The organism is Variovorax restrictus (genome assembly GCF_051216715.1).
In the GTDB taxonomy this organism is placed as follows: domain Bacteria; phylum Pseudomonadota; class Gammaproteobacteria; order Burkholderiales; family Burkholderiaceae_C; genus Variovorax.
Window position 1 is genome coordinate 1 of record NZ_JBPJZH010000003.1, and the last position, 22,055, is coordinate 22,055.

Below are 22,055 nucleotides of genomic sequence, written 5' to 3' on the forward strand. Positions count from 1 at the left end.
GACGAATGCGGACTTCACAGCCGGTCAGGCCACCGAGGTCGAGTCGGCCGCAGATGCTCGTGGCGTGATCACGTCGATCGACTTGGGCAACGGCAACCTGGTTGTGCTCGGTATGACGATCAGCACCGACGCGACAACGGTTTGGGGCAACGTCTCGGGCCTTGGCGCGCTTGCTCCTGGCATGACGGTTCAGGTGTGGGGCTTGCCCGCCGGACCAGGCTTGCTGCGCGCGACGCGCATCGAGCAAGTGGCCGCTGGCACGCCCATCCTCTCAGGCGTCGTCCAGAACCTCGACCTGGCCAACCGTAGGTTCCTGCTCGGTGGCCTGACCATTGATTTCAGCCAGACCACGCTACCTCCCGCGGCCGTGGGCGGCGTGAATGTGCGCGTCCGAGCGAGCGCGGCGCCTTCATCGGGCGTACTGCAGGCGAGCTCCGTCGAGCTTTGGTATCCCGTCTCCCTGCGCGATGGAACGCGACGTCAGCTTGGCGGGGTCGTGACGGACTTCAGCGCGATCACCAGCTTCCGCATACTTGGCACTCCGGTGAATGCGTCATCCGCTCAGGTCTCGGGTGGCCCTGCCGCTGCGATCGCCAACGGCGTCGAACTCGATGTCGCAGGCACCGTGAGCAACGGCGTGCTCGTCGCGACGAAGATCAAGATCAAGAAAACCCCTGGCGGGGCCAACACTGCATCCTTCACTGCCAAGGGAACCGTCGGCGCCTTCAAGTCCGTGGCCGAATTCAAGGTCAAGGGACAAGCGATCGACGCCAGTGGCGCGCAGTTCGTCAACGGCACAGCGGCGGGCCTTGGAAACGGAACCAAGGTGAGCATTGCCGGGGCTCGCATCGTCAATGACGTGCTGATCGCGACCCAGGTCACCTTCGATTGAACCGTCACCGACGGAGTTGTCGAGATGACTGAGGAGTTGCCGATTCGATTGTTGAACAGGCTGGCAGCGGCCGGCCCCGTGTCCCATATCGACTCGACGACATGCGTGCCGCCATTTACTACTTGTTAATGGTTTTGCTCGGATTTGCCTGGTACAAGTTCGGGCAAGACTTACTTCGCAAGAACCGTTGGGATGAGAACGGCGAACGCACCGAAGGACTTGTCGGGCCGGTCGGATTGCTGGTGACTAGCGGCGTGGCGTGCTACCTCTTGTTTGAGTTTCTTCGCGGATTGGTTCGGGGGGAGGTGCCATGCGTCGGCAAAGCTTGCAGGATGGAGGTCTACACCTTGGCAGCAGATGCTGGCGATTACTGGGCCAACATGTTTTTCCTTGCGTGGATGGTGCTTGGCCTGAGCTATGCGGCGTACGTGACGCTCAAGATTTGGTTCCGAGCTTAGGGCTGCCGTAAGGCCAATGAAGCTCGGCCACGTGGTGGGCGTGCGGCCCGTCGCGACGGTTGCGCGTCCGGCTCGGGTCGGCCAAGACCCGACTTTCACAGAGAACGCTCAGCTCAGCAGGTTGAAGGCAGAATTCCGCCAGGAGCAAACATTTGAAAACGGTGCGCGGGCCCCGTAGATCACCTATCGCTTGCTCGTGCCCCATGCACGACTAACCGCCGCTTCACTGCGTCTGTCCAGTTCACTGCGGTAGGCCCGCCCTGCATCGTAGGATAAACGGGTCAAATGTTGCAGCAACGTTTGCTGGTGCTCAGCGCAGCCATTCGCTCCAAGATGCAGACCGGCGAGCATGGCCCGCTGCAATGTCATGGATGCGCTATGCAGCTGTCTGGCGTTCTGCCGAAGCCGCGAGAGGTGGTGGTCAGGGTGGTTCATGGCCCGGCGTGGGCAATTCGGGTGCCGATGAAAGCCAATCGATGTGAACAATTTCACTAACGCGAAGCTCCGCTCTGGGCCGAGGCTGTGTGGAAACACCTTCGGCGCTCCAGTAGTCGATCATCCGCGTCGCGAGAGCTACCGCCAGCCTCGCAGTCCATCCAGTTAATAGGCACGAACGGATTTGAAGCCCAACGGCCCTCTGCGCGCCATCGAAGCGCCGTAAAGAGGCTCACGCCCTCGCTAGTCGCATTGCCTTCAGTGTTCCAGCGATACCCAGGAAGTGCATCACCCGCTTGAGCTTGTAGGCAAGCACGTGAAGACTCATAGGCCCGCGCGCGCAGCCCGATGCAGCAGGGCATTGTCTTTTCAGGAAGCTGTGTCGTAGATGTCCTCGTCACTGGGAACCACGTTGTAGTCGCCGGCCAGGACCACGTGATGACCGGTCTTCAGCAGGGTTGCCGCATGACGGTTCAGACGTTCGAACCACGCCAGCTTGTAATCGAATTTCGGATCGGGTTGCGGGTTGCCGTTGCGCAGGTACGCTTGTAGCCCACGGGGTCCATGCTGCGCTTGTCCAGCCAGTCGAAGTCGATCCCCTGCTCAACGCTCGCGGTGTGCAACCGAACGGGATGTGCACCAGCCCGAAGGTGATGGCGCCTTTCCAGAGGGTGCAGTTACCGGTTGCCATGGCAGCTTCCATTCGCCATGAGCACAAGAGGCACGGCCGCGCGACGGCCGGACGGCAACGGGTGGAGAACGAGAAGGCGATAAGTCATGGCGCAGCCTCTTGAGTGAAGCCCATAGATGAGCAGGGCGGCGCTGGTGACATGACGGACAACACCGCATAGTTGGCTGCGCGTTGGTCATGGTGTCGGCTTTTCGTCGGCCCAAACAGCAGGGTTTGTCGACGCTTCCTGCTGGAGCTGTGTCAGCGTCAATTCGTCCCGTCTTCCTCCGTACATGCGGTCAACCACTGCGCTGAAGACATCGTTGCCAGGGTGGGCGGCCTCGAACAGGGTCGCGCAGGAGCGAAGTTTGAGATCGTCCGGTGATCCCAGGATCTGCGTGGGTGTGCGTCCTTCGAATGACAAGACCAATGCGCAGCACTCCCGCAACCGCCGACCCAGCACAGCATGCTGGCCGTACTCGCGCGCATGGGCCAGGCTCTCTAGTCCGTAGAAGCGCGCGGTCGAGCTCCGTCCTAGCGCGGCAAGCTGCGGGAAGATGAACCACATCCAGTGCGTGCGCTTACGCCCAGCCGTCAGCTCTTTGACCACTTGCTCGTAAACGCGCTCCTGAGCGCTCAGAAATCGAGAGGGATCGAAGTGGGCTGTTGACATACTTCGCTCAGGTGGATGTCTTTCACTGGAGGCGGACGGTGGTCATTGGGCGTCGGCGCGCCACACCGCGCAGCTATTCCCCGTGCCCGTCGTTTCCGAGAGCTTCTAGGTGCGCAGCGGTATCGCTCGCGCCCATGTTCCAAGCCAATTCCAACGCTGTCAGCCCTTCGGAGCTCTGGGTGTCGATGCTGATGTTGCGCTTCAGCAGGACCTTCACGATCTCAAGCCGGTTGAACATGGCGGCAAACATCAAAGGCGTTTTGCCGCCCGGCGGCGCGAAATCAGGCTTGGCGCCATGCGACAGCAAGAGCTCTGCGATTGGCAGGTAGCCTTTGAAAGTGGCGCCGCCCAGGGGGGTTTGGCCCATGTCGTTGTATCGATCTGGTTCCGCTCCGGCCTCCAGCAAGGCTTTCGTTGCCTCGAATTGGCCGTGATAGGCGGCAAGCATGAGAAGCGTGTCGCCCTTGTGGTTGCTCATGTTGGGCGGCAGGCCCTTCTGCAGGAGGCTCGCGAGCATGTTTGCGTCACCGTTTCGCGCAAGCTGGAAAACTTCCTGCGCGAACGCGATGAAGTCTTGGTTTGTAGAAGTTGTGTTCATACCGAAGAAGCCAAGGGGGCTGGGGTCCAGAGTCAGGTGCGAATTTCTGCGCTCATGAGCAGACTTGCGATTTCGGCGTTCGAGTCATGAACGACCTGCGCCGAATGGAAGAAGTACGTTACGTCGCTGCCGATTCGTTCTATGACGGACGGGAGCGCGACATGCTTGTTCTTGAGCGGTCATGCACGGGTTCGAGCACTTCATCTCCGTGCTCGCGGTCCTGGCAAACAGCCAGCCGATGGGCTTCTACGCGCTAGAGCAGTTGGTGCGCGACGCGCGCGAGCACGGCGTGATGGTGCGTCCTGTTGACGTGACCATCAGCGATTGGCTCACGACCCTGGAGGAGCAGGTCGACTTGGTCGACTCTGTATAACTAAATCCTCGCCTGCGCGCACAAGATGAAACGATTGGCAACGCGTTTAGCCGAGAGGCCGCGTGCACAGACGCAACGAAAAAAATGAGTATGGGCGAACGCATTTTTCGCCGATAACTTAACTGGCTGCGATCGCGGCGACTAGAACTCTCTAAGCGCAAAGCACGCCTGTGGCTGTTTAGCTTCTGCAGCCCACTCGGTCAGCATGTGAATTGCACTTGGCAAACGGCGAGGAAGACAACGCAGCCTATACATCCGCGATGCCGCTTTTTGGTACAGATGTGCCCACGTCGGGCGGCTCCCCCTTCAGAGCGGCAATAGCAGCAAGCAGCGCATGGGGCTGCACTGGCTTGCTCAGGTGGTAGTCGAAGCCTGCATCCAGCGCGCGTTGCCGGTCCTGCGGTCGCGTGAAAGCGGTCAGCGCAATGCCCAGCACGCGAGGCCGCTCAAAGGTGTTTGTGAGGTCCCGCACCGTGCGCATCAGCTCATACCCGTCACGGCCCGGCAGTCCGATGTCGCTGACCAGCACGAATGGCCATTGCTGGCGCAGCGCTTCCAGCGCGGAGTCGTAGCCTGCGGCCACGCGAACCCTGGCGCCCAGCTCGGTGAGCATCATGGCCAGCATGTCGCTGGCCTCGCGGTTGTCTTCCACGACGAGCACCTCCAGATCACTCAGAGGTTGGTCATACGACAGCGCTGCGGCAGCAGGTCGACGTGCAGACGGCACAGAATCCGCGTCCACGCTGGCGTCGGACCCGCGCAAGGTCACCGTCAACGTGGCACCAAGTCCCACGCCTGGGCTTTCCGCGGTCGCGTCGCCGCCATGAAGATGAGCCAGATGCTTCACGATCGAGAGCCCGAGACCCAAGCCCCCGTGAACTCGGTTGTCTGGCGAGTCGCTCTGGCTGAAGCGGTCGAAGAGATGCTCCAGGAAATCAGGTCGGATGCCGCGTCCGAAGTCCTGCACGCGCAGCGTGAGCACATCCCCCTTGCGTGCCAACGACACGCGAATAGCGCCGCCCTCCGTCGAGAATTTGATGGCATTGGTCACCAGGTTCCAGACGATCTGCTGAAGCCGCGTCGGATCCAGCCAGCTCGTTTCCCCCTGAGGTCCCAGGTCAAGTTCGAGGTGGAGGTTTTTGCTCTCGATCGATGAGCGAAGCCCCTCGATCGCCTCGCTCACCAGCATGGATGCATCGCACCACTGGTAGTCCAGCCGGAGCTTGCCGGAGCTGATGCGAGAGACGTCCAGAATGTCCGAGATGATGCGCGCCTGTGCCTGCACGCTGCGGTCGATGGCGGCAAGGGCGCGCATGGTGTCCGGCGCGGCGCCGCGCTTCTTGAGAATGTGCACCCATCCAGAGATCGCGTTCAGCGGCGTTCGCAGCTCGTGAGAGAGCACGGCAACGAAATCGTCCTTGGTGCGGCTATGGCGCTCGGCAACGGTTCGGGCTGCCTGCTCGCGCTCCAGCACCTCCTGGCGTCGCCGGTCGAGCTCCTGGCGCTCGGAGACATCCACAGCAATGCCGATGCGCAGCCCGGGCTCCACGTGCGCCGAGATGCTCCACTGCAGGTGCCGCCAGGTGCCATCTGGGCGCACGATCGGGAACTCGCCCTGCCAGGTAGCACCTGCCTCGATGGAGGTGATGGTGCGCTCCTGCACGAAGGTCACCCATCCCGCCGGTGCCAGGCTGCTGACCGCCTTTCCCAGAAGGTCGTCCATGGGCCTGCCGAGCATGGCTTGCATGGCGGGGTTGATGTCAACGAACTGCCCGTTTGCATGGATCAGCGCAATGCCACTCATGGCCTGGCTGAACACGGCGCGAAAGCGCGTGTCGCTGCGGCGAAGGCTGTCCTCGGCCGTGCGCGCGCGGATCAATGCCTGCATGGTGGCGATCAGCACGGCCGGTTCCACGGGGTGGACCAGATAGGCGTCCGCGCCTGCATTGAGCCCGGCGACCTTGTCCGCGTTTTCCACAAAGGCCGCGGAGAGGTGGATCACCGGAAGCAGGGCCGTGGCCACATCCGAGCGCAACTGCCGGCACACCTCGAAGCCGTCGATGTCCGGCAAATGGACGTCAAGCACGACGGCCGAGACACCCTGCGACGCCATGACAACCGCGTCCGTACCGGTGGCGGCTTCCTGCGTCCGAAAGCCTGCCGCGCGCACGATGCGCGCGGTCGAATAGCGTGTGGCCGGGTTGTCGTCGACCACCAGCACGGTGTGCTGCGAGCGGTCGATGGTGGCGAGTATCACCGCGCCTTCGTTCATGGGGACTCCTGCGTCGGTACAGGTCCTACGCGCAGCGGAAGGACCACCGAGAACATGGAACCCTTTCCGAGTTCGCTCTCGAGCTCCACGTGGCCGCCGAGCACTTGGGCCAACTGCTTGCTGAGCGACAGGCCCAGGCCCGTGCCGCGCAGGCGCTTTTGCACAGGCGAGTCGACCTGCGAGAAGTCGTCGAACACCGCGGCGTGGAACTTCCGCTCGATACCGATGCCCGTGTCAATCACGGAGAAACGGACCTTGTCGGCGTCCTGCCTGCGCGCGACCACGCGCACCTCGCCCTGAGTGGTGAACTTCAGGGCGTTGGAGATAAAGTTGCGCAGAATCTGAGACAGCTTGCGGTCGTCCGTGTAGAGCCTCGGCAGGCCGACGGGTTCCTCGAACACGAGGGTGACGCCGGGGTTGATCAGCACCGACTTGAACATGCCGCGCAGCGCGGAGAAGAGGTCGACCATCTCGAACCAGGCAGGGGATATGTCCACGCGCCCGGCTTCAATCTTTGCCAGATCAAGGAGGTCGTCAACCATCTCGGCGAACTCGGTCGCCGTCGACTGGATGAAGTCGACCTGCTTGGCCTGCTCCTCCGTGAGCGGACCGTCGACGCGGTCGCTCAGCAGCCGCGCGATGCTGCGGATGGCATTCACGGGCGTGCGGAACTCGTGACTCATGTAAGCGAGAAAGCGGCTCTTGAGCTCGGTGGCCCGCTTGAGCTGCTCGGCTTGTGCGTCGAGCTCCGCATAGAGGGCCACGACACCGCGGTTGGTCTCCTCGAGCTCCGCGCGCAGCTCGTCGCTCTCCAGGCGGGCCGCCACGAGCAGTGCCACGGTCTCATCGCTGGCAATGAGGGCGTCCGATGCGGAAGTCATGCGTGTCAACCTCTTTCTTCCTGGCGGATCACCACCACGGTGGCATCGTCACGTCCTCGCGAAAAATCCCGAAAAAGAATCGCCGCTGCCAGTACCGGATCGCGCTCCAAGACTGGAAGGATAGGTGCCGTGTCCCAGCGGGTCATCAACCCGTCACTGTGAATGATGACCACCCCGTGCTGGGGCAGGTCGAGGCTGCTTTGATCGGGCTTGCGGATCTGGATGCCGACAGTGCCATGCTGCGTGATCATGGAACGGTCGAAAACGCCCGAGACGACCCGCACGGCCACGTTTCCTGCGCCTGCACATTGCACAGACTGCGCGTCGCCATCGATGCGCATGACGCACAAGGCTGCGCCACGTGTGGCCTGGAGCCGCGAATGCGCCTGTTCCACGAGATGGCGAAGCTCGCCGGAGGCGCTCTCGGTGAACACGTCCAGCGCTGCCTGCGACGCAGCTGCGGCATGGGGACCATGCCCCAGTCCGTCCGCCACGACTGCCGTTGCGCGCGTGCCGTCCAGCGCGACGCCCCACGCATCGCCGCAGACCGACTCGCCGCGGATGGGCAGGCAGATGGCGCCGTAGGCAAAGTGTTGCGCCGCCTCGGCGGGCGCACAGCCTTGGCCGTCCTTCGTGCGAGCGACGCGCGCCACGCAGACCGTTCCTGCGGGCACCGCCGAGTGCACCTCGAAGGTGCTCGAAAGCCGCCGGATTGCGCCCAGCCCAGTCCCTGGCGATCCACCGCCCGTCGAGTAGCCATCAGTCATCGAGCGCTCGGGGCTCGCCATTCCGGGGCCCTCGTCGATGGAGATAACCTCGATGTCGTCGAATACCGGACGGGCGGCTATCAGCAAGCAGCCTCGCGTCGCATGGCGCAGCAGATTCGTGCTCAATTCGGTGATGACGAGGGCCAGGCGACCCGCCTCTACCTCGCCCCAGTTCAAGTCAGTGCAGATGCTTGAAGCATGTCGCCGGGCTTCCCCAATGCGGCTTGGATCGTCGATCGGGAAGGCTGTGTGCGTCCAGCCTCTGGTCACTTCCATCGGGTGATGCTCACGCGAGTGCCGCGACCCGGCTCGGAGTCGACCACGAAATCGTGCACCAGGCGCTTGCTGCCGGGCAGGCCCAGGCCCATGCCCCCGCCGCTGGTCCAGCCGTCGGTCAGTGCCAGGTTCATATCCTTGATGCCCGGGCCCTCATCCTCGAAGTGCAGCTGCAGCCCTCGCTTGCCGTTCTGCTCCAGAAACTCCCACCGCATGCGGCCGCCGCCGCCGTGCACCAGCGTGTTGCGCGACAGCTCACTGGCGGCCGTGATCATCTTTGTCTGGTCGACCAGCGAGAACTTCAGCTGCTGGCACAGCGTGCGCACCAACTGCCGGGTGGCCACGATATTCTGTTCCGAGGCGACGGGAAGCGTCCCGGAGGTTTCAGCGTCCAACAGCGGTCTCCCGACGGGCGCGCTCGAGGAGCTGCACGCCACGCTCCACATTCAATGCAGTGCGTACGCCCTCGAGCGACAAGCCGAGTTCGACCAGGGTGATCGCCACGGCTGGCTGCATGCCGACCACGACAGTGGTTGCCGACAGGATTCTGGCGATGCCGGAAATGCTCGCGAGCATGCGTCCGACGAAGGAGTCGACGATCTCCAGGGCGGAGATGTCGATGAGCACGCCATTGGCACCAGTCTTGGCGATCTTGTCGGCCAGGTCTTCCTGCAGCGCCATGGCGGTCTGGTCCTGCATGTCGACCTGGATGGTGACCAGCAGCACGCTGCCCATCCGAAGGATTGGGATTCGTTCCATCGTGCGCTCAGACCTCGCGGGTTTCGCGGCTGATGCGCCAGCCGGTCTTCTGCAATGCGATCGACAGGGCGTCCGCCAAGGTTGCCTTGGTGGTGACGCCCTGCAGATCGATACCCAGATGCACGATGGTCTGCGCAATCTGCGGGCGGATGCCGCTGATGATGCAGTCAGCGCCCATCAGGCGGATGGCGCTCACGGTCTTCAAGAGGTGCTGCGCCACCAGGGTGTCCACGGTGGGAACGCCGGTGATGTCGATGATCGCTAGGCCCGACTCGGTGTCGGCGATCGTCTGCAACAGCGTCTCCATCACGATCTGCGTGCGGTTGCTGTCCAGAACGCCGATCATCGGCACCGCGAGCACCCCTTCCCACAGCTTGATCACCGGCGTGGAGAGCTCTAGCAGTTCTTCCTGCTGGCGCTTGATGATGTCTTCGCGCGCCTGCTGGAAGGTGGCGACCGTGTGCTGGGCAATCCTGTCGACCACCGTCGATGCCGTCCAGATCGATTCCATCAGCGCCGCGGAATCCGAGCCGGCGTGCTGTTGAAGCCGCATGAACAGCGGTTTCTTCATCGCGAGCATGAAAAGACTCGTGTCTCCGGCCGACTGACCACGGGCGGCACGCGAACGCGACAGCGATTCCAGGATGCTCTTGAGTTCGCTCCAGGCCGCGCCTTGCAAAGAGGAGGGGTCGGCACCAGCCGTGAGAGCCTCGTGCAGGGCCTTCGCAATCTCGCTCGCCTCGGACTCCATCGATCGCCGCATGGCAGCATCCTTGGGGCCTGCTTCCTCCACCCAGCTAGCAACGATTCCTTGCCCTCCTACCTCTAGTGTGGAAAGAATGCCTGCGAGATCTTTTTTCATGTGTACTTGACCGATCCAGAAAATGCGATGGCCTCAGCGACGCGCGGCCTTCGAAACAAACCTACCATTTTAGGCAGGCCGAAAGGCGAAAAGCTTGCAAATTTGACCACGTAAGAATCAGTTGAGGGCGACGGGAAGCTTTGTTTCTATCGAGCACAACAGTCAGATCGGCGCGTTCGCCAAGTGAGCTCCTGCGAAGGGGGTAAAAAGGCGGGGGACAAGCCATCAAGCAGCATCTTGAGATCCGTTCAGAGCTCGTTCGCAGACGTCAGCTCATGGCCGATAGCGAGATGGTTGACCGGCACGAAGCGGACATTCGCATAGCGGTTGATTTCAGGGTGCAAGCATAGCGTTGGACACCAACCCCAACGACGTGCATTCTTTCTAGTCCCTCAACTCGATGGGAGACCATCATGGGATCAGAAGCCAACGTTGTTCGTCGTGAACCGTGGAACAAGGGAAAGATCGTCGGTCAGAAGGCGCCCTTCAAGCTCAAGGACATATGGGCGCTCCGAGTCCGCTTCCAAATGGAAGATCGGCTCCGCGAACTCGCACTCTTCAATCTGGGAATCGACAGCAAGCTTCGCGGCTGTGATCTCGTTTCACTCAAGATGCGCGACGTCAGTCACGGCGACCAGATCGCTTCCCGCGCTGTCGTGATGCAGCACAAGACGCAGCGTCCCGTGCAGTTCGAGATCACGCCCGGCACTCGTGAGGCCCTCCTGAAGTGGATCAAGCTTGCTGGGCTGAAATCCGAAGACTTCCTGTTCCCGAGCCGGATCCACAACTCGGCTCATTTGGGGACTCGTCAGTACGCCCGGATTCTTGACCACTGGGTGGTCGAACTCGGTCTTGACCCGGCAGACTACGGCACCCACTCCATGCGACGCACGAAGGCAACGCTGATCTACCGAAGGACCAAGAACTTGCGCGCGGTTCAGCTTCTGCTGGGGCACTCGAAACTCGAATCGACCGTGCGCTACCTCGGCATCGAAGTCGACGACGCGCTGGAGATTTCAGAACAGACTGAGATCTGAACACGTTTCGCGGCCGCAGGTTCGACGCTCGCTCCACCCCATACATTGCATTGGGTGGGGTGGTGTCGCTGAGCCCGCCGCCTCTCAAGCGACGACATCCCGTCGCTGCTCAACTTCCGCTTCTAAGTTCAAGCGGCCCTTCGATGCTCAGGAATGAACGTCGGCAGTCAGTCTGAAGCGGGCGAAGCGCGGTTGCTGCTTACGACAAATAGGTCATGAAACCTGAGCCATTCGGGTTTCGTCGTTCTGCAACAACGCCCTCATCGCTGTACAGCAGTTGCTACCGAGCGCGTGTCCCTGCACTGCAGAAAAGTTCAGCCACATATGACAAACGTGGCATAGGGACACGCCGCCCTTCGCACCGCTCCTCAGCAAAAACCGGTGCCGGATCATCCCGGCTGCTCTCTATGCATCTTCCCTCTTGCCCGGTTTGGCCAAACGGTCTGACTGGGCTTTATGCCGCAGAGCTGCCTGCGGTCCACACGCAGACGTGCGAGCAGCACACCTGCATCCTTAAAAGGAAAGTCCGCTTGATCTCCACCAACTCGCCACTTGATTTCCTCGCCGCGTTTGCGATCGTCCTCTTCGCTGGAGCACTCCTCGGCATCGGCCTTGCGTGGGGACGCACCGGCGCTGCTTTCAAAACTGACGGTGCCCACGCGTGAGCACACCGCGCGCGTCCACATTTTTGAACCTGACAGGCTCATTGATGGAACCCATCTGCCCCAAGTGCCAATCCAGCCACATCGAACCGAGGAATCTCGGTAGAAAGACCGGCAGCGCCGTGGGCGTGCTCGCGGGAGCGGCCATGGCCGTCACCGGCGTTGCCGTCGCAGGCACGATCGCCGCCGGCCCCGCCGGCGCTGTGATTGGACCTGTCGCCGCTGCCTTGCTACGCGCCTTGGCCGGTGGCACGGCAGGCTGCGCCGTCGGCGCAGCGCTCGGCGAAGTCGTCGACGAGAGCATCCTCGACAACCACCGCTGCTTGCGCTGCGGTCATCGTTTCGGCATTCAGCGTAGCTGACATCGCCGCCGCGCCGACTCTGAGGTCGACGCACCCTTCTTGCATTCACTTCAACCACAGGCACAGGCCTGCGCCGCCGCATGGACGCGACGGCGCGGGCCCGTGCCTTTCTTGCATTCAACCAAAACGGAACTCTCTCATGGCACACCTTCTCGAAAAGATGGCCTACGTCGGCCAGACACCCTGGCACGACCTGGGCAACAAGCTGCCGGCCAAGCAACCCATTGAGGTCTGGGCCAAGGAAGCCGGCATGGACTGGAGCATCCGCGAAACGCCAGTTCGCTTCATGGACGAGCAGGCCGGGGCGCTGGGCTCCATCCTGACTTTCGAGGACCAGAAGGTCCTGTATCGCAGCGACACGAAGGCACCGCTGTCGGTGGTGGGCAACCGCTATCGGGTGGTCCAGCCCAAGGAGGTGCTCGAGTTCTACCGTGACCTCGTCGAGAGCAGTGGCTACGAACTGGAGACGGCCGGCGTCCTGAAAGCCGGCAAGAAGTTCTGGGCCCTGGCGCGCACCGGCGACGAGTCGATTCTCAAGGGAACCGACGTGGTTAAGGGCTACATCCTCCTCGCCACCTCATGCGACGGCACGCTGGCCACCACCGCGACGCCCACCACGATCCGGGTGGTGTGCAACAACACCCTGTCGATCGCCTTGGACGGGGCCTCCAGCGCCATCAAGGTGCCGCACAGCACCAGCTTCGATGCAGACGCCGTGAAGCGGCAGCTCGGCATCGCCGTCTCCGGTTGGGACGCATTCATGTACCGCATGAAGACGCTTGCCGAGCGGAAGGTGAAGAGCCGCGAGGCGACCAACTTCTTCCTCAAGGTCCTATGCCAAACCGACGGTCACGCCGCCTCGGCGGCGGGCCCGACGAATGAACGCGCCCTGAAGAAAGTGCAGGCCCTCTTCGAGGGCGAGGGCCACGGTGCCGAGCTCGCGGCCGCCAAGGGCACGGCGTGGGGCCTCCTCAACGCCGTCACCGAGTTCGTGGACCACGAGCGGCGCGCTCGCACCCAGGAGTACCGCCTCGACAGCGCTTGGTTCGGCCAAGGCGCTGTGCTCAAGCAACGCGCGCTCGACGCAGCCCTGCAGCTTGTCGCCTGACATCCATCCGTGGCATAGGCCCCGGTCGGTTCACGCCAACCGGGGCTCTTTCACGTCTGCGGCCCCACAAGGCACAAGGCGCTCCACGGAGGGCGGTGCCTCCACATCCACTCATCCATAGGAACGACATGGGAACCACCGTCTACCGAGCTTCCAAAGCGCAGGCCGTTCACGACGAACTGCGCAACATCGCAACACACGCCACGCTGATCGCGCACCGCGTCATCGTCAATCGCCTCTGGTTCCTGGCCCAGCACCATGCCAGCCGAGATGCTGACATCGCCGGCCTCAAGTGGATCGGACTCACGCTGATCGACTGCCGCAACGGAGAGGCGGCGATCAAGAGCATGGACGAGACCTGCGGTCCCTGCTACTACGACTGCCCACTGTCCTTCCTTGACCGCGCCGACTCGCCCGTCGGTGTGTATGCCGGTCCTTGGCGGCAGAAGGTGCGTGCCTTCCATGCACAGCGAAGCGCCAGGCGAACCTTGCTCCGGGAAGGCACCCGTCTGGAATATGGCAATGCCAGCTACGTGCTGTGCGCATGCCTGGGGCGCTGCGGCTGGAGTGTCCAGCGCGAATCGGACGGCCAGACCTTCCGCATGAAGGCCCGTCAGCTTGCCGCCGCAACGGTCTTGTGCTCCGCCGCGGCGCAGGTCACCTTCCAGCAGAACTCGCCCGCCGAGCAGGCCAGGAGAGGCTCATGAGCAACGTCCTCAAGGTGGATCGCGGTGCGTCGACCAGCTCGGCACCCGCCCTCAAGCTGGTCAAGACCGCCGAGCTTGATCGCGACCAGTGGCTGGCCGTCCGAAAGGGTGGGATCGGAAGTTCCGACGCCGCTTCGGCGGTGGGCCTGAATCCCTACAAGTCGGCGCTGGAGCTCTGGATGGAGAAGACCGGACGGGAGGCCAACCTCCCCAAGGTCGACCCTTACGACGAGGCTAGCCCGATGTACTGGGGAACGCTGCTGGAGCCCATCGTGGCGGCCCACTACACCAAGCGAACCCGCAACAGGGTCCGGCGCATCAATGCGGTGCTGCAGCACCCCAAGCATCCCTGGATGCTCGCCAACATCGACCGGGAGGTGATCGGTGCACCGGATGTCCAAATCCTCGAGTGCAAGACGGCTGGCCAGAACGGGGCACGGCTCTGGAAGGACGGCGTCCCCGAATACGTCCAGCTCCAGGTCATGCATCAGTTGGCGGTCACCGGCAAGCGAGCGGCGGACGTCGCGGTGTTGATCTGCGGGCAGGAGCTCCAGGTTCACCGCATCGAGCGCGACGAGACCATGATCGTGCAGCTGATCGCGTTGGAGCGAGGGTTCTGGCAATACGTCGAGTTGGACCAGGCACCTCCGGCCGATGGCTCCGAATCGGCGGACGTTGCGCTGCGCGCGCTGTATCCGAACGACAGTGGCCAGACCATCGATCTGTCAGCTGATCAGGAGATGTCCCAGGCGTTCTGGGACCTGTTGGGCGTACGGCAGGTGCTGGAGATCAAGCTGGGGCTCGAGGCCCAACTCAAGCAGCGTATCCAGCAACGCATGGGCGAGGCATCCAGGGCGATCTTCAGACAGGGCGAGGTGACTTGGCGGCGAAGCAAGGACGCGTCGTCGTTGGACGCGGCGCGGCTTCTGGCGGAGCAGCCTGACCTCGTGAAGGCGTACCAGTTGCCCAAGGCAGGGACCCGACGATTCCTCATCAGGCAGGCCGACGCGAACACGGTGCTGGGGGCGACGTGATCCGGCGGAAATCAACGGTCCATGCGATGTTTGTCTGGCAGGGGTTCCTGACCCGAGGGACACCAGACATCGCTTGGACCGACGAGGACGCCGAGCGACACGGCGGCCAGATCGGGGCGGCGATGCGGATCGCGGAGGTCGTCGGCGTCCTGGCCGAAGAGCTCGATGCGTTCTGGAAGCGATGCCCCCGGGTGTGCTTCCCGGGCGTCTTCGACTACGAGGTCAGCGAGACGCTCGGCGTTTGGTTCCGGGACAACGCGGCAGCGTCATCGGAGGCAGTGCGCCGGAAGGCGCGCGAACTGGTCTATTGCTTCTTCGCCCACGACAGCAGCGGGTCGCAGTGACTTGCAGTGGTCGCCGCAGGCCTCGAGCCTGTGGTCGACCGATCATTCCATTTAAAAGGACATCACATGCTCAAGGGACTGGCACTCACGCCGCCCGCCACCGGTCGAATCTCAATCGGGCGAATCGTCGAAAAGAACGGCAAGCGGCTGCCGGAAAAAGATGACGAATTCACCATCACATCCCAAGTTCAGACGAGGGATGGGTGGGTGCCCCATCCGATCGATGACACACTCCGCTCGCCAGGCGCCAAGCTGCGATGCATCCCGGTGCGGCTACTCTTCAACGACCCGGAGCTGAACTTGCGAGCTAACTACTCGCTGTTCGACAGAGCCACCGGCCGCCCGATATGCGTCGGAAACGGGGAGACCTGCAAGCGTTCCACGGCATCGGGCGTGCAAACGCTGCCTTGCGCGTCGCCAGACGGCTGTGAGCTTGGGTTCGACGGTGGCTGCAAGCCCTACGGCCGGCTCAACGTTCGCATCGGTGACGAGGACGAGCTTGGCAGCTTTGTCTTTCGGACGACGGGGTATAACAGCATCCGCACACTGGCGGCCAGGCTGCAATATCTGCACGCCATCTCTGGTGGCATGCTGGCCGCACTGTCGCTGGAACTGCGGTTGCGAGGCAAGTCGACGACGCAGTCGCACCGGGCTCCGATCTACTACGTCGATCTGACGACACGAACGGGGATGTCGATGCTTCAGGCGCTCGAAGCTGGACGCGCCGAGGTAGAGGGACGACGGCAGATGGGGTTCGACCAAGCTGCATTGGACGAGGCAGCTAGGGCAGGCTTTGCTGCTGGAGCCTTCGAGGAATCCGAGGAGGAGGGTGGGTGGATCGTGGAGGAGTTTGCGTTCGCTGAGGCAGCAACGTCGGCCGACGGGATCGAAACCGCGGATCTGTCTCATCGACAATCCCTTGGAACGAAACTGGCGGCACGAGCACAGGCGATCAAAGGCGTTGGAGAGCTCACTACGGCATAGCGAAAGGAGAAGGACCGCATGCGGTCCTTCTCCTTTGCTTCCATTTGTTTTTTTCTTGATTGAACGGGAAGCCGTTGATTTGTCGCGCGGTGCCGGATCGGCACTTGTTCGACCCCACAGCCGGCCGAGCTTGTCATCTGGGGAATGGTTGCGCTGGTTTGGATTGCAATCTGCATCAGCGGGGAAGGCATTACGCACCTGACGCGCGAACTTGAGGCGCGTGTCCGCAAATCCACCGAGCGCTAGAGGCTACTTTGTCGACCTCCCGCGGAAATCAGCAGGCCCCTCTAAGCCCGCGCAAACACTCCTCGATCCCCTCGGTGGGCCTTCGGGCGAATAGGACCAAAGCTGACCTGTCTCAGCGGCTCACCCGGCCTTTCACTTGTCCCGTCGTTTTCAAGCATCACAGCGGGCGCACGACTCCTAGAGGAGCCGAGCGCCTGACTCAAGCGTCTCGGAAGGGCACCCTCGGCACGCGAGCATGCCCTGGGCTGTTTCCGAGCTGGCGGCTGCTACGCTCGTGGTCTCACTACTGTGTGACCAACGATGACTTCTACGATCCAGAACTCCGGCGGCGTACTTGCCCGCATACTCCGCGCCATCGACGGCTTTCACCGTCAGCACGGGATCTTCCCGGACGTGATCGAAGCGCCCCAAGCCTTGATTGATGATGCGCTGGGCTACTGCCTGACTCCGCATGGGTCAGAGCTACTCCGGAAACGCGTGCAGCTGCGCCCAGGCGCGAACAATCAGGTGATCGCATTCGGTGGCGCGGCTTCCTACGAATACGGAGACAGCTCCATTGGTGAGAATCCGCCAGCCGTCGCTCGAGGCTGGATCGGACTGGACAGTGAGCCTGATTGGCCAACGCAAGCAAAGGCAGTTCTCCCGCTCAAGCCGCTGGAGGCTTCCTCCCAGATCGTCTACGTGCTCACGAATCCGGCAATGCCCGGTCTCGTGAAGGTCGGAAAGACGACGCAAATGGAAGTTGAACTGCGTATGAAGCAGCTTTTCGGGACCGGAGTTCCGGTGCCGTTCGACTGTGCGTTCGCTTGCCAGGTCAAGGATGCGCACGAAGTCGAAAAGGCGCTGCACTTCGCCTTCGGAAATGCGCGCATCAACCCGAATCGGGAATTCTTCAAGATCGAGCCGGAGCGCGTTATCGCGGTGCTCAGGCTGCTCGAGGTAAACGACGTCACTCTGCAGGTCGAACAGCAAATCGAGTCTGAGGTGACGACAGCAGACAAACAGTCGGCCCAGAAAATGAAGGACCGCCGCCCAAATCTGCGCTTCTTCGAGCTCGGCATACCTGAAGGGTCGTCGCTGCTGTACAGAGAAGGCGGCGCACAAGCGATCGTCGTTGAAGACAGGAAGGTGAGCTACTTGGGCGAGGTGCAATCCCTCACCTCGGCAACGCGGAAGGTTCAGGGGTTGGCAGACGATTACGCGTTGCAGCCGTCTCCATACTGGACGTTCAACGGCTCCACCCTGAAACAGCTCTACGAGGCTTTTCACGCAGCCGACCCCGAGTAATCCTTCTGGTGCTGGTTGCCAGTCGGCCGTCGGCCAGGTGCAACCATCGAGATGCGCCTGCCTCATGGTTTTTTGGCAGGGCGGATTGAGATCGGCGTGAAGTTCGCACATGAGGGGCGCTGTGGCATCCTCCGGCCGGCCGCCCTCAGCCTAGAGCATCTCGTCCTCATGTGCGAGGGCGCACCGGTTTTCGATACCCCCGATCACGCCAGCAGGACGATGACCAGAATTTCGAAGAAGGGCATGCATTGAAACCGCTCGACGCCGCCCCAACGCCCAACGTCGCAGGCCCTGTCCCGCATGCACCACCTTCCGGCGGCGCCGTCGCCCGCTATGCCAGGGTGGTGCCGAGTTTCATGAGGCCGTTCGTCAAGAGAGCTTTGCCTTCGGTGCACGGCGACGTTGCGGCGCACGAGCTGTTCGATTGGCACCGCCAGGGCCTTCCCAGTGCGCGGTTTGCTGCCGAGCTTCGCGAGATGATCGTCTCGCGTCGGCGCGCCAGCTTCGACGTCATCTGGAATTCGCCCATAGGTGTGCGTGTTGAGTTTCATGCAATCCCGACCCGGCGGGCTTAGTGGGTCACTTCTGGATGGAAATCAACATCGGGGGCAAACGCTGGAAGCGCAACGTGCGAAGGGCGCCCGGATAGGTCCCTGGCTGCAGGCCGAATACGACATCCTGGATCAAGTTGTGTGGAAGGCGCGGTCGCCTTGCCTCTATCTCGTCGCTGGCAGCGATGGCGCCATTCGCTACGTCGGCATCTCCCGCAACCGGCTCGCTGACCGTTGGCGTGTCTTGCCGGCCTTCGATGCCGAGACGATGACGCCGCTTCCTACTCGACAGCTCTTTCACAGCCAGTGTTGGTCGAAGATCGAGAGCGAAGTCGAGCAGGAGCCGGAAAGCACCTTCGAGGTCCGCTGCATCGACGGTGCTCGGCTTTCGCCGTTGCTCGCCAAGCTGGGGCCGCCGCTAGCGGCCTTTACCGCCCTGGGTGACGATGGCGAAGGTATCGTCGCTGGCGTTGAGCGGTGGTTGTGCAATAACCGTGGTCCCGAGCTTGTGTCCTGGAACGTCGCAATGACCGGTCGCTGATCCGCTCCGCAAAGAGCACCCGTTTCAGTGATCAGCGGATCCTCGCCGACCCCTCCAACGGCAACGCGCCGCCTACCTGCATGGCATCGACAATGCCGCACACCCCCGATGGTCGCTACTTCGTCGTGCGGGGTCGGCTGTGGCGCCTTTCGGATCCAGGACTGCCGGCTGCAAGGCGCGATCGCTCGTCAGTGAACTCATGGCGGCGCGGCGTGACGTCGCGGTGCAGCGCCGTGCTGGGAATGCGGAAGGCGTGCGCGCCGCTAGAGCGCGCGTCGACGTAGCGAAGCGAGCGCTGGGTGAGGGAGGCGCGGTCTGGTGGACCGACGGAGCGCAGGACTTCAATCGCAGGCTGGTGAAGAACACGCCTTACGCGACATGGTTCGATCAGCTGGCCGCGCCCTGACTTTGCCAGTCGCTCGGAAGCCCGCCTGGATTGTCCAGGCTCTAACCCGGCTGCCAGCGCGGCCGCGCACCCGCAGCGCCGCAACGGATCCTGAAACCTGGCCCCGTCAAATATCGGACTGTGCCCGCTTGCGGTCGACCTGAAGCTTCTCGTCCTTGCGCGCCCAGCGGGCCGAATCAGGTCAACACGGTGCTTACTTTGCTTCAGCACATCGCCATTACGGTCCAAAAAACGACCGTTGTCTGAGTCCTGCGCGGCGTCCCAGACCTCGCGGGTCGGCTTGCCGTAGCGGTCGACGAACGCAGTGACGAACTCTTGCGGGGTGAGATCCTTGTGGTAGATCAGGATCTCGGAAGCCTTGCCGTCGAAGAAGCTCGCCTGAATGCTGACAACCCGGCTGCCGCCGACCGTGACCTACCCGGCCGGCATGTCGTGAAAGCGTGTCAAATGTCGCCGATTCCCTTCGTGCGGCTCCTCGCTTCACCAGTTGTGCTTTCACAATCGCTTCATGAGTGTTGCTGTGAAATTGACCTTCGCCGTCTTAGCCGTGTTGGCCAGCGCGAGCGTCTCCGCGGCGCCCATGCGCTTCGAGGTGTTTCGTCCTTGCGGCGGGAATGGGGCAGTGTGCGCACCGCAAGTTCTGGCCCAGGGCGACATCGAGCTGGACACGGCACAACGGCTGGCGGCATTTCTGAGGACGCCCGCGTTCAAGGAAACGGGAATGTCTGCGCCCTTCGTCGCGTTTGATAGCGCTGGCGGCAACCTAGCTGGAGGCGTAATTCTTGGGAAGTACTTGCGCAGCATCGGCGCTGACACGTTCCTCGCGCCGACGTATTCACGAGTCATGAACTCGTTTGAAGTCGAGTCCGCGTTTGTGCGCGGAGCGAAATGTGCGTCGGCGTGCACCATGGCCTTCATAGGTGGACAAACCAGGTCTGTGGCCGAGGGTTCGATGTTCGGCGTTCATCAGTTTGTGGCCGAGCAGCGTGCAATTGGTGATGGCGCGACGCAGGAGGTAGTCGTCGCTTTGGCGGGCCATGTAGAGGCGATGGGCGTGGACCGCGGTCTGCTTGACCGCGCCTCCATGGTTCCGCCTTCGCATATCCAGTGGCTGCCCGTCCCGACTCTCGTGCAGCTAAACGTCGACAACCGTGCGCCGCGGTTGAGCCCATGGACCATTAGTGCAGCGGCGAACGGCAATCCTTTGGTGACCGCCAGGCAGCCAGTAGCCTTCGGCCGCATGACCGTGGTGGTGCTGAGTGCAGGTGGCCCCCGCATCAACGTGGCTGTCGCGGCTCTCTTCGCACCTGACGTCGCTGCTTCCGCGCGCGATCGCTTTCCTGTGGGCGATGAAGCCGAAATCAGCTTCAACGTCGACGGCCGCTCGATCCGGGTCGCTCCAGCCGGCGCGTGGGAGAGGATGCATAGAAGCGGCACGTCGGCGGCCTATGTGGCAAAGGGCACGATTTCCCGAGAGGATCTGGCGCGCATCTCCAGTGCTAGGAAGCTCGGATTGGAAGATGGATTCCCAAACGCGTTGCGGGATGTTTGGGTGTCAACGCCGATTTCGACGGATCAATTGGCGCCAGCCGCAGCCTTGTTACTCCGTAGCCCCTGATTACAGGATCTCGAACACCTTCTTGGCGCGGCCTCGCAGCTCGTTGAGTTCGCAGCTGTCTACGTTTTTCATTGACTCAGCGTAAACCTCCAAGCGCTTGCCCGGTCCGATCCGATCCGCTTTGAGAGGGATCACGAGTAAGAGCGACGGGTCTGGAAAGGCTCGCCAGTCATGCTTGGACGAAGAGATGCGAAGCCCAGCGATATCGGCCTCAGTGAGGTCCTGAACACGGAGTCCGGTAGCGCTTAACGTCTTCGTGACTGGCTGAGCGACTGAATCCCGCGTTTGGCACCGTAGCTCGCCGGAGGTCACCACGAGGGCGCTGCCATTGAAGATGTTGATCAGAACCGCAGCACCGTCCTGCTTGACTGACTCCACGGTCACACGTGACGCCTCGGGGCTAGGCAAGAGGCGATCGGCCGCTAGGGAAGACGCAGACGCGGCGGCAAGCCAGACCGCGACCACTCCATACAGAACTCGATTTGTCATTGGATCAACGAAAGAGTGAGGCAGGGAGCCCCGGGAAATCCAGCTTCGCAGAGTCGATCAAGCGGGTCGCGAGGCCCTTGCGGCGATGGGTTGGTGCGACGTACAAATCCGAGGCGACAGTGCCCTGGCGCCCGATCGTGGTTACGTTCAGCGCTGCGACGATCGTTTCGCCGTCGAGGAGCAGGTAACCGCCTCCTTTCACCGAACGTCCGGCCGGCGAGCGGAACAGTTTACCTTCGGTCCTCAGAACGTCACTCGCGCGCCGGCCAACGATGCTCTCGGGCCCCTATGCGAGTTGCGATCGCAGGGTCGTTGACTGGCACCAGGAACATGGCCAAGTCTCGGCTGGATCCTGCAATCCGCACCGGCTCATCTCGAAAGGTGGCCAGGCGGGGCTTGCAAGGCCTCGGTGCGGCGATCGCACGCTCGGCAAGTTCGTGCGTGGCAAGCTCGACGAGGAACTGCGGCGGTTCCACAACCCGCCGGCGGACAAGACACGTAAGCTATTCCAGGACTACCTCGAGGTCGATGTCACGGCTGGCTGGAAGTGGCAGCACCACGATCCCACCACCGCACGCAAGACACTCGACGACCTCTTGAGCAAGCGCGGCGACGCCGTGCACCGCTCGCGAGCTGCGGTCCCCGGCATGCCCCCGGCGCCCCACCTGCTGAAGAGAGACGACCTCGAGAAGGCCATCCGTTTTCTCAAGGGTCTGGTCGAAGCTACCGATCGCACGCTCGACGATCACTGAACAGCGGGGCC

The 22,055-nt window shown here is 62.5% G+C and carries 26 protein-coding genes and 2 pseudogenes; 16 read left to right on the forward strand and 12 right to left on the reverse strand.

The window, feature by feature from the left end; translation table 11 throughout:
- The 3 genes from ACSFA0_RS19460 to ACSFA0_RS19470 all read left to right on the forward strand — a co-directional run.
- Positions 1-892, forward strand: an 892-nt coding sequence (locus tag ACSFA0_RS19460; protein WP_435451938.1) for a DUF5666 domain-containing protein, incomplete at its 5' end; no start/stop codon positions are given.
- A gap of 101 nt (positions 893-993) precedes the next feature.
- Positions 994-1,350 (forward strand): hypothetical protein, encoded by a 357-nt coding sequence (locus tag ACSFA0_RS19465; RefSeq protein ID WP_435451939.1) that lies wholly within the window; start codon positions 994-996, stop codon positions 1,348-1,350.
- A gap of 285 nt (positions 1,351-1,635) precedes the next feature.
- Positions 1,636-1,845 carry a hypothetical protein gene (locus ACSFA0_RS19470; RefSeq protein WP_435451940.1) on the forward strand — a complete coding sequence of 70 codons (210 nt, stop codon included), beginning with the start codon at positions 1,636-1,638 and terminating at the stop codon, positions 1,843-1,845.
- Positions 1,846-2,157: 312 nt separating this feature from the next.
- On the opposite strand, the pseudogene ACSFA0_RS19475 reads toward ACSFA0_RS19470, so the two are convergent.
- The 4 genes and pseudogenes from ACSFA0_RS19475 to ACSFA0_RS19490 form a co-directional block, all read right to left on the reverse strand.
- Positions 2,158-2,328 (reverse strand): annotated as a pseudogene (locus ACSFA0_RS19475) (endonuclease/exonuclease/phosphatase family protein); the annotation flags it as partial.
- Positions 2,328-2,476: pseudogene (locus ACSFA0_RS19480) on the reverse strand (non-homologous end joining protein Ku); the annotation flags it as partial. The pseudogenes ACSFA0_RS19475 and ACSFA0_RS19480, both read right to left, overlap by 1 nt.
- Positions 2,477-2,651: 175 nt before the next feature.
- Entirely contained in the window at positions 2,652-3,128 is a 477-nt protein-coding gene (locus ACSFA0_RS19485; RefSeq protein WP_435451941.1) for a DUF1810 domain-containing protein, read from the reverse strand.
- A 73-nt stretch (positions 3,129-3,201) separates the two neighbouring features.
- Positions 3,202-3,726, reverse strand: coding sequence for an ankyrin repeat domain-containing protein (locus tag ACSFA0_RS19490; protein ID WP_435451942.1), 525 nt, complete (start codon positions 3,724-3,726; stop codon positions 3,202-3,204).
- 181 nt (positions 3,727-3,907) lie between these two features.
- Here ACSFA0_RS19490 and ACSFA0_RS19495 point away from each other — a divergent pair, with 181 nt between their 5' ends.
- A complete protein-coding gene (locus ACSFA0_RS19495; protein ID WP_435452222.1) occupies positions 3,908-4,099 on the forward strand; it encodes a hypothetical protein in 192 nt (63 codons plus the stop codon).
- A 247-nt stretch (positions 4,100-4,346) separates the two neighbouring features.
- Here the strand turns inward: ACSFA0_RS19495 and ACSFA0_RS19500 are convergent, their stop codons facing one another.
- The 6 genes from ACSFA0_RS19500 to ACSFA0_RS19525 are packed head-to-tail and all read right to left on the reverse strand — an operon-like array spanning position 4,347 to position 9,916.
- Positions 4,347-6,371 carry a hybrid sensor histidine kinase/response regulator gene (locus ACSFA0_RS19500; protein ID WP_435451943.1) on the reverse strand — a complete coding sequence of 675 codons (2,025 nt, stop codon included), beginning with the start codon at positions 6,369-6,371 and terminating at the stop codon, positions 4,347-4,349.
- The gene (locus ACSFA0_RS19505) at positions 6,368-7,252 is read right to left on the reverse strand and encodes a sensor histidine kinase (protein WP_435451944.1); all 885 of its coding nucleotides are present in this window, start codon (positions 7,250-7,252) and stop codon (positions 6,368-6,370) included. Before ACSFA0_RS19505 ends, ACSFA0_RS19500 begins: the two co-directional genes overlap by 4 nt.
- A 5-nt stretch (positions 7,253-7,257) precedes the next feature.
- Positions 7,258-8,295 (reverse strand): SpoIIE family protein phosphatase, encoded by a 1,038-nt coding sequence (locus tag ACSFA0_RS19510; protein WP_435451945.1) that lies wholly within the window; start codon positions 8,293-8,295, stop codon positions 7,258-7,260.
- Positions 8,286-8,690 (reverse strand): anti-sigma regulatory factor, encoded by a 405-nt coding sequence (locus tag ACSFA0_RS19515; RefSeq protein WP_435451946.1) that lies wholly within the window; start codon positions 8,688-8,690, stop codon positions 8,286-8,288. Before ACSFA0_RS19515 ends, ACSFA0_RS19510 begins: the two co-directional genes overlap by 10 nt.
- Positions 8,680-9,054 carry an STAS domain-containing protein gene (locus tag ACSFA0_RS19520; RefSeq protein WP_435451947.1) on the reverse strand — a complete coding sequence of 125 codons (375 nt, stop codon included), beginning with the start codon at positions 9,052-9,054 and terminating at the stop codon, positions 8,680-8,682. Before ACSFA0_RS19520 ends, ACSFA0_RS19515 begins: the two co-directional genes overlap by 11 nt.
- A 7-nt stretch (positions 9,055-9,061) precedes the next feature.
- Positions 9,062-9,916 (reverse strand): STAS domain-containing protein, encoded by an 855-nt coding sequence (locus ACSFA0_RS19525; RefSeq protein ID WP_435451948.1) that lies wholly within the window; start codon positions 9,914-9,916, stop codon positions 9,062-9,064.
- Positions 9,917-10,329: 413 nt separating this feature from the next.
- Between ACSFA0_RS19525 and ACSFA0_RS19530 the strand changes: the two genes are divergently transcribed.
- From ACSFA0_RS19530 to ACSFA0_RS19570, 9 genes are all read left to right on the forward strand, one after another.
- Positions 10,330-10,953 (forward strand): tyrosine-type recombinase/integrase, encoded by a 624-nt coding sequence (locus tag ACSFA0_RS19530; RefSeq protein ID WP_435451949.1) that lies wholly within the window; start codon positions 10,330-10,332, stop codon positions 10,951-10,953.
- Positions 10,954-11,483: 530 nt separating this feature from the next.
- Positions 11,484-11,618, forward strand: coding sequence for a hypothetical protein (locus ACSFA0_RS19535; protein WP_435451950.1), 135 nt, complete (start codon positions 11,484-11,486; stop codon positions 11,616-11,618).
- Complete coding sequence (locus tag ACSFA0_RS19540; protein ID WP_435451951.1) at positions 11,615-11,977, forward strand: hypothetical protein; 363 nt, start codon at positions 11,615-11,617, stop codon at positions 11,975-11,977. The genes ACSFA0_RS19535 and ACSFA0_RS19540 overlap by 4 nt, the downstream gene beginning before the upstream one ends.
- Before the next feature lie 139 nt (positions 11,978-12,116).
- Positions 12,117-13,085 (forward strand): DUF932 domain-containing protein, encoded by a 969-nt coding sequence (locus tag ACSFA0_RS19545; RefSeq protein ID WP_435451952.1) that lies wholly within the window; start codon positions 12,117-12,119, stop codon positions 13,083-13,085.
- A gap of 128 nt (positions 13,086-13,213) precedes the next feature.
- Positions 13,214-13,792 (forward strand): hypothetical protein, encoded by a 579-nt coding sequence (locus ACSFA0_RS19550; RefSeq protein ID WP_435451953.1) that lies wholly within the window; start codon positions 13,214-13,216, stop codon positions 13,790-13,792.
- On the forward strand, positions 13,789-14,826 hold the full coding sequence (locus ACSFA0_RS19555) for a YqaJ viral recombinase family nuclease (protein ID WP_435451954.1): 1,038 nt from the start codon (positions 13,789-13,791) through the stop codon (positions 14,824-14,826). The genes ACSFA0_RS19550 and ACSFA0_RS19555 overlap by 4 nt, the downstream gene beginning before the upstream one ends.
- Positions 14,827-14,852: 26 nt before the next feature.
- A complete protein-coding gene (locus ACSFA0_RS19560) occupies positions 14,853-15,170 on the forward strand; it encodes a hypothetical protein (protein ID WP_435451955.1) in 318 nt (105 codons plus the stop codon).
- A 66-nt stretch (positions 15,171-15,236) separates the two neighbouring features.
- Positions 15,237-16,154 (forward strand): recombination directionality factor, encoded by a 918-nt coding sequence (locus ACSFA0_RS19565; RefSeq protein ID WP_435451956.1) that lies wholly within the window; start codon positions 15,237-15,239, stop codon positions 16,152-16,154.
- Positions 16,155-16,700: 546 nt separating this feature from the next.
- Positions 16,701-17,687 carry a GIY-YIG nuclease family protein gene (locus ACSFA0_RS19570; RefSeq protein ID WP_435451957.1) on the forward strand — a complete coding sequence of 329 codons (987 nt, stop codon included), beginning with the start codon at positions 16,701-16,703 and terminating at the stop codon, positions 17,685-17,687.
- Positions 17,688-17,890: 203 nt separating this feature from the next.
- On the opposite strand, the gene ACSFA0_RS19575 is transcribed toward ACSFA0_RS19570, so the two are convergent.
- Complete coding sequence (locus ACSFA0_RS19575; protein ID WP_435451958.1) at positions 17,891-18,238, reverse strand: hypothetical protein; 348 nt, start codon at positions 18,236-18,238, stop codon at positions 17,891-17,893.
- On the opposite strand from ACSFA0_RS19575, the gene ACSFA0_RS19580 reads away from it, so the two are divergent.
- Entirely contained in the window at positions 18,237-18,779 is a 543-nt protein-coding gene (locus ACSFA0_RS19580) for a hypothetical protein (RefSeq protein WP_435451959.1), read from the forward strand. The two genes, ACSFA0_RS19575 and ACSFA0_RS19580, sit on opposite strands and share 2 nt — an antisense overlap.
- Positions 18,780-19,693: 914 nt before the next feature.
- Positions 19,694-20,803: a hypothetical protein gene (locus tag ACSFA0_RS19585; RefSeq protein ID WP_435451960.1), complete on the forward strand. Its 1,110-nt coding sequence runs from the start codon at positions 19,694-19,696 to the stop codon at positions 20,801-20,803.
- A 493-nt stretch (positions 20,804-21,296) separates the two neighbouring features.
- Here the strand turns inward: ACSFA0_RS19585 and ACSFA0_RS19590 are convergent, their stop codons facing one another.
- Positions 21,297-21,494 (reverse strand): GNAT family N-acetyltransferase, encoded by a 198-nt coding sequence (locus tag ACSFA0_RS19590; RefSeq protein WP_435451961.1) that lies wholly within the window; start codon positions 21,492-21,494, stop codon positions 21,297-21,299.
- Positions 21,495-21,729: 235 nt separating this feature from the next.
- Between ACSFA0_RS19590 and ACSFA0_RS19595 the strand changes: the two genes are divergently transcribed.
- Positions 21,730-22,044 (forward strand): HEPN domain-containing protein, encoded by a 315-nt coding sequence (locus ACSFA0_RS19595; protein ID WP_435451962.1) that lies wholly within the window; start codon positions 21,730-21,732, stop codon positions 22,042-22,044.
- Positions 22,045-22,055: the final 11 nt, after the last annotated feature.

What these genes read in the sequence shown, in the direction of transcription:
- ACSFA0_RS19525 (WP_435451948.1), bottom strand. Translation starts at nt 9,916, where the DNA reads ATGAAAAAAGATCTCGCAGGCATTCTTTCCACACTAGAGGTAGGAGGG.
- ACSFA0_RS19495 (WP_435452222.1), top strand. Translation starts at nt 3,908, where the DNA reads ATGCACGGGTTCGAGCACTTCATCTCCGTGCTCGCGGTCCTGGCAAAC.
- ACSFA0_RS19570 (WP_435451957.1), top strand. Translation starts at nt 16,701, where the DNA reads ATGACTTCTACGATCCAGAACTCCGGCGGCGTACTTGCCCGCATACTC.
- ACSFA0_RS19485 (WP_435451941.1), bottom strand. Translation starts at nt 3,128, where the DNA reads ATGTCAACAGCCCACTTCGATCCCTCTCGATTTCTGAGCGCTCAGGAG.
- ACSFA0_RS19555 (WP_435451954.1), top strand. Translation starts at nt 13,789, where the DNA reads ATGAGCAACGTCCTCAAGGTGGATCGCGGTGCGTCGACCAGCTCGGCA.
- ACSFA0_RS19565 (WP_435451956.1), top strand. Translation starts at nt 15,237, where the DNA reads ATGCTCAAGGGACTGGCACTCACGCCGCCCGCCACCGGTCGAATCTCA.
- ACSFA0_RS19465 (WP_435451939.1), top strand. Translation starts at nt 994, where the DNA reads ATGCGTGCCGCCATTTACTACTTGTTAATGGTTTTGCTCGGATTTGCC.
- ACSFA0_RS19550 (WP_435451953.1), top strand. Translation starts at nt 13,214, where the DNA reads ATGGGAACCACCGTCTACCGAGCTTCCAAAGCGCAGGCCGTTCACGAC.
- ACSFA0_RS19530 (WP_435451949.1), top strand. Translation starts at nt 10,330, where the DNA reads ATGGGATCAGAAGCCAACGTTGTTCGTCGTGAACCGTGGAACAAGGGA.
- ACSFA0_RS19520 (WP_435451947.1), bottom strand. Translation starts at nt 9,054, where the DNA reads ATGGAACGAATCCCAATCCTTCGGATGGGCAGCGTGCTGCTGGTCACC.
- ACSFA0_RS19575 (WP_435451958.1), bottom strand. Translation starts at nt 18,238, where the DNA reads ATGAAACTCAACACGCACACCTATGGGCGAATTCCAGATGACGTCGAA.
- ACSFA0_RS19585 (WP_435451960.1), top strand. Translation starts at nt 19,694, where the DNA reads ATGAGTGTTGCTGTGAAATTGACCTTCGCCGTCTTAGCCGTGTTGGCC.
- ACSFA0_RS19580 (WP_435451959.1), top strand. Translation starts at nt 18,237, where the DNA reads ATGCAATCCCGACCCGGCGGGCTTAGTGGGTCACTTCTGGATGGAAAT.
- ACSFA0_RS19510 (WP_435451945.1), bottom strand. Translation starts at nt 8,295, where the DNA reads ATGGAAGTGACCAGAGGCTGGACGCACACAGCCTTCCCGATCGACGAT.
- ACSFA0_RS19560 (WP_435451955.1), top strand. Translation starts at nt 14,853, where the DNA reads ATGTTTGTCTGGCAGGGGTTCCTGACCCGAGGGACACCAGACATCGCT.
- ACSFA0_RS19505 (WP_435451944.1), bottom strand. Translation starts at nt 7,252, where the DNA reads ATGACTTCCGCATCGGACGCCCTCATTGCCAGCGATGAGACCGTGGCA.
- ACSFA0_RS19545 (WP_435451952.1), top strand. Translation starts at nt 12,117, where the DNA reads ATGGCACACCTTCTCGAAAAGATGGCCTACGTCGGCCAGACACCCTGG.
- ACSFA0_RS19490 (WP_435451942.1), bottom strand. Translation starts at nt 3,726, where the DNA reads ATGAACACAACTTCTACAAACCAAGACTTCATCGCGTTCGCGCAGGAA.
- ACSFA0_RS19470 (WP_435451940.1), top strand. Translation starts at nt 1,636, where the DNA reads ATGTTGCAGCAACGTTTGCTGGTGCTCAGCGCAGCCATTCGCTCCAAG.
- ACSFA0_RS19500 (WP_435451943.1), bottom strand. Translation starts at nt 6,371, where the DNA reads ATGAACGAAGGCGCGGTGATACTCGCCACCATCGACCGCTCGCAGCAC.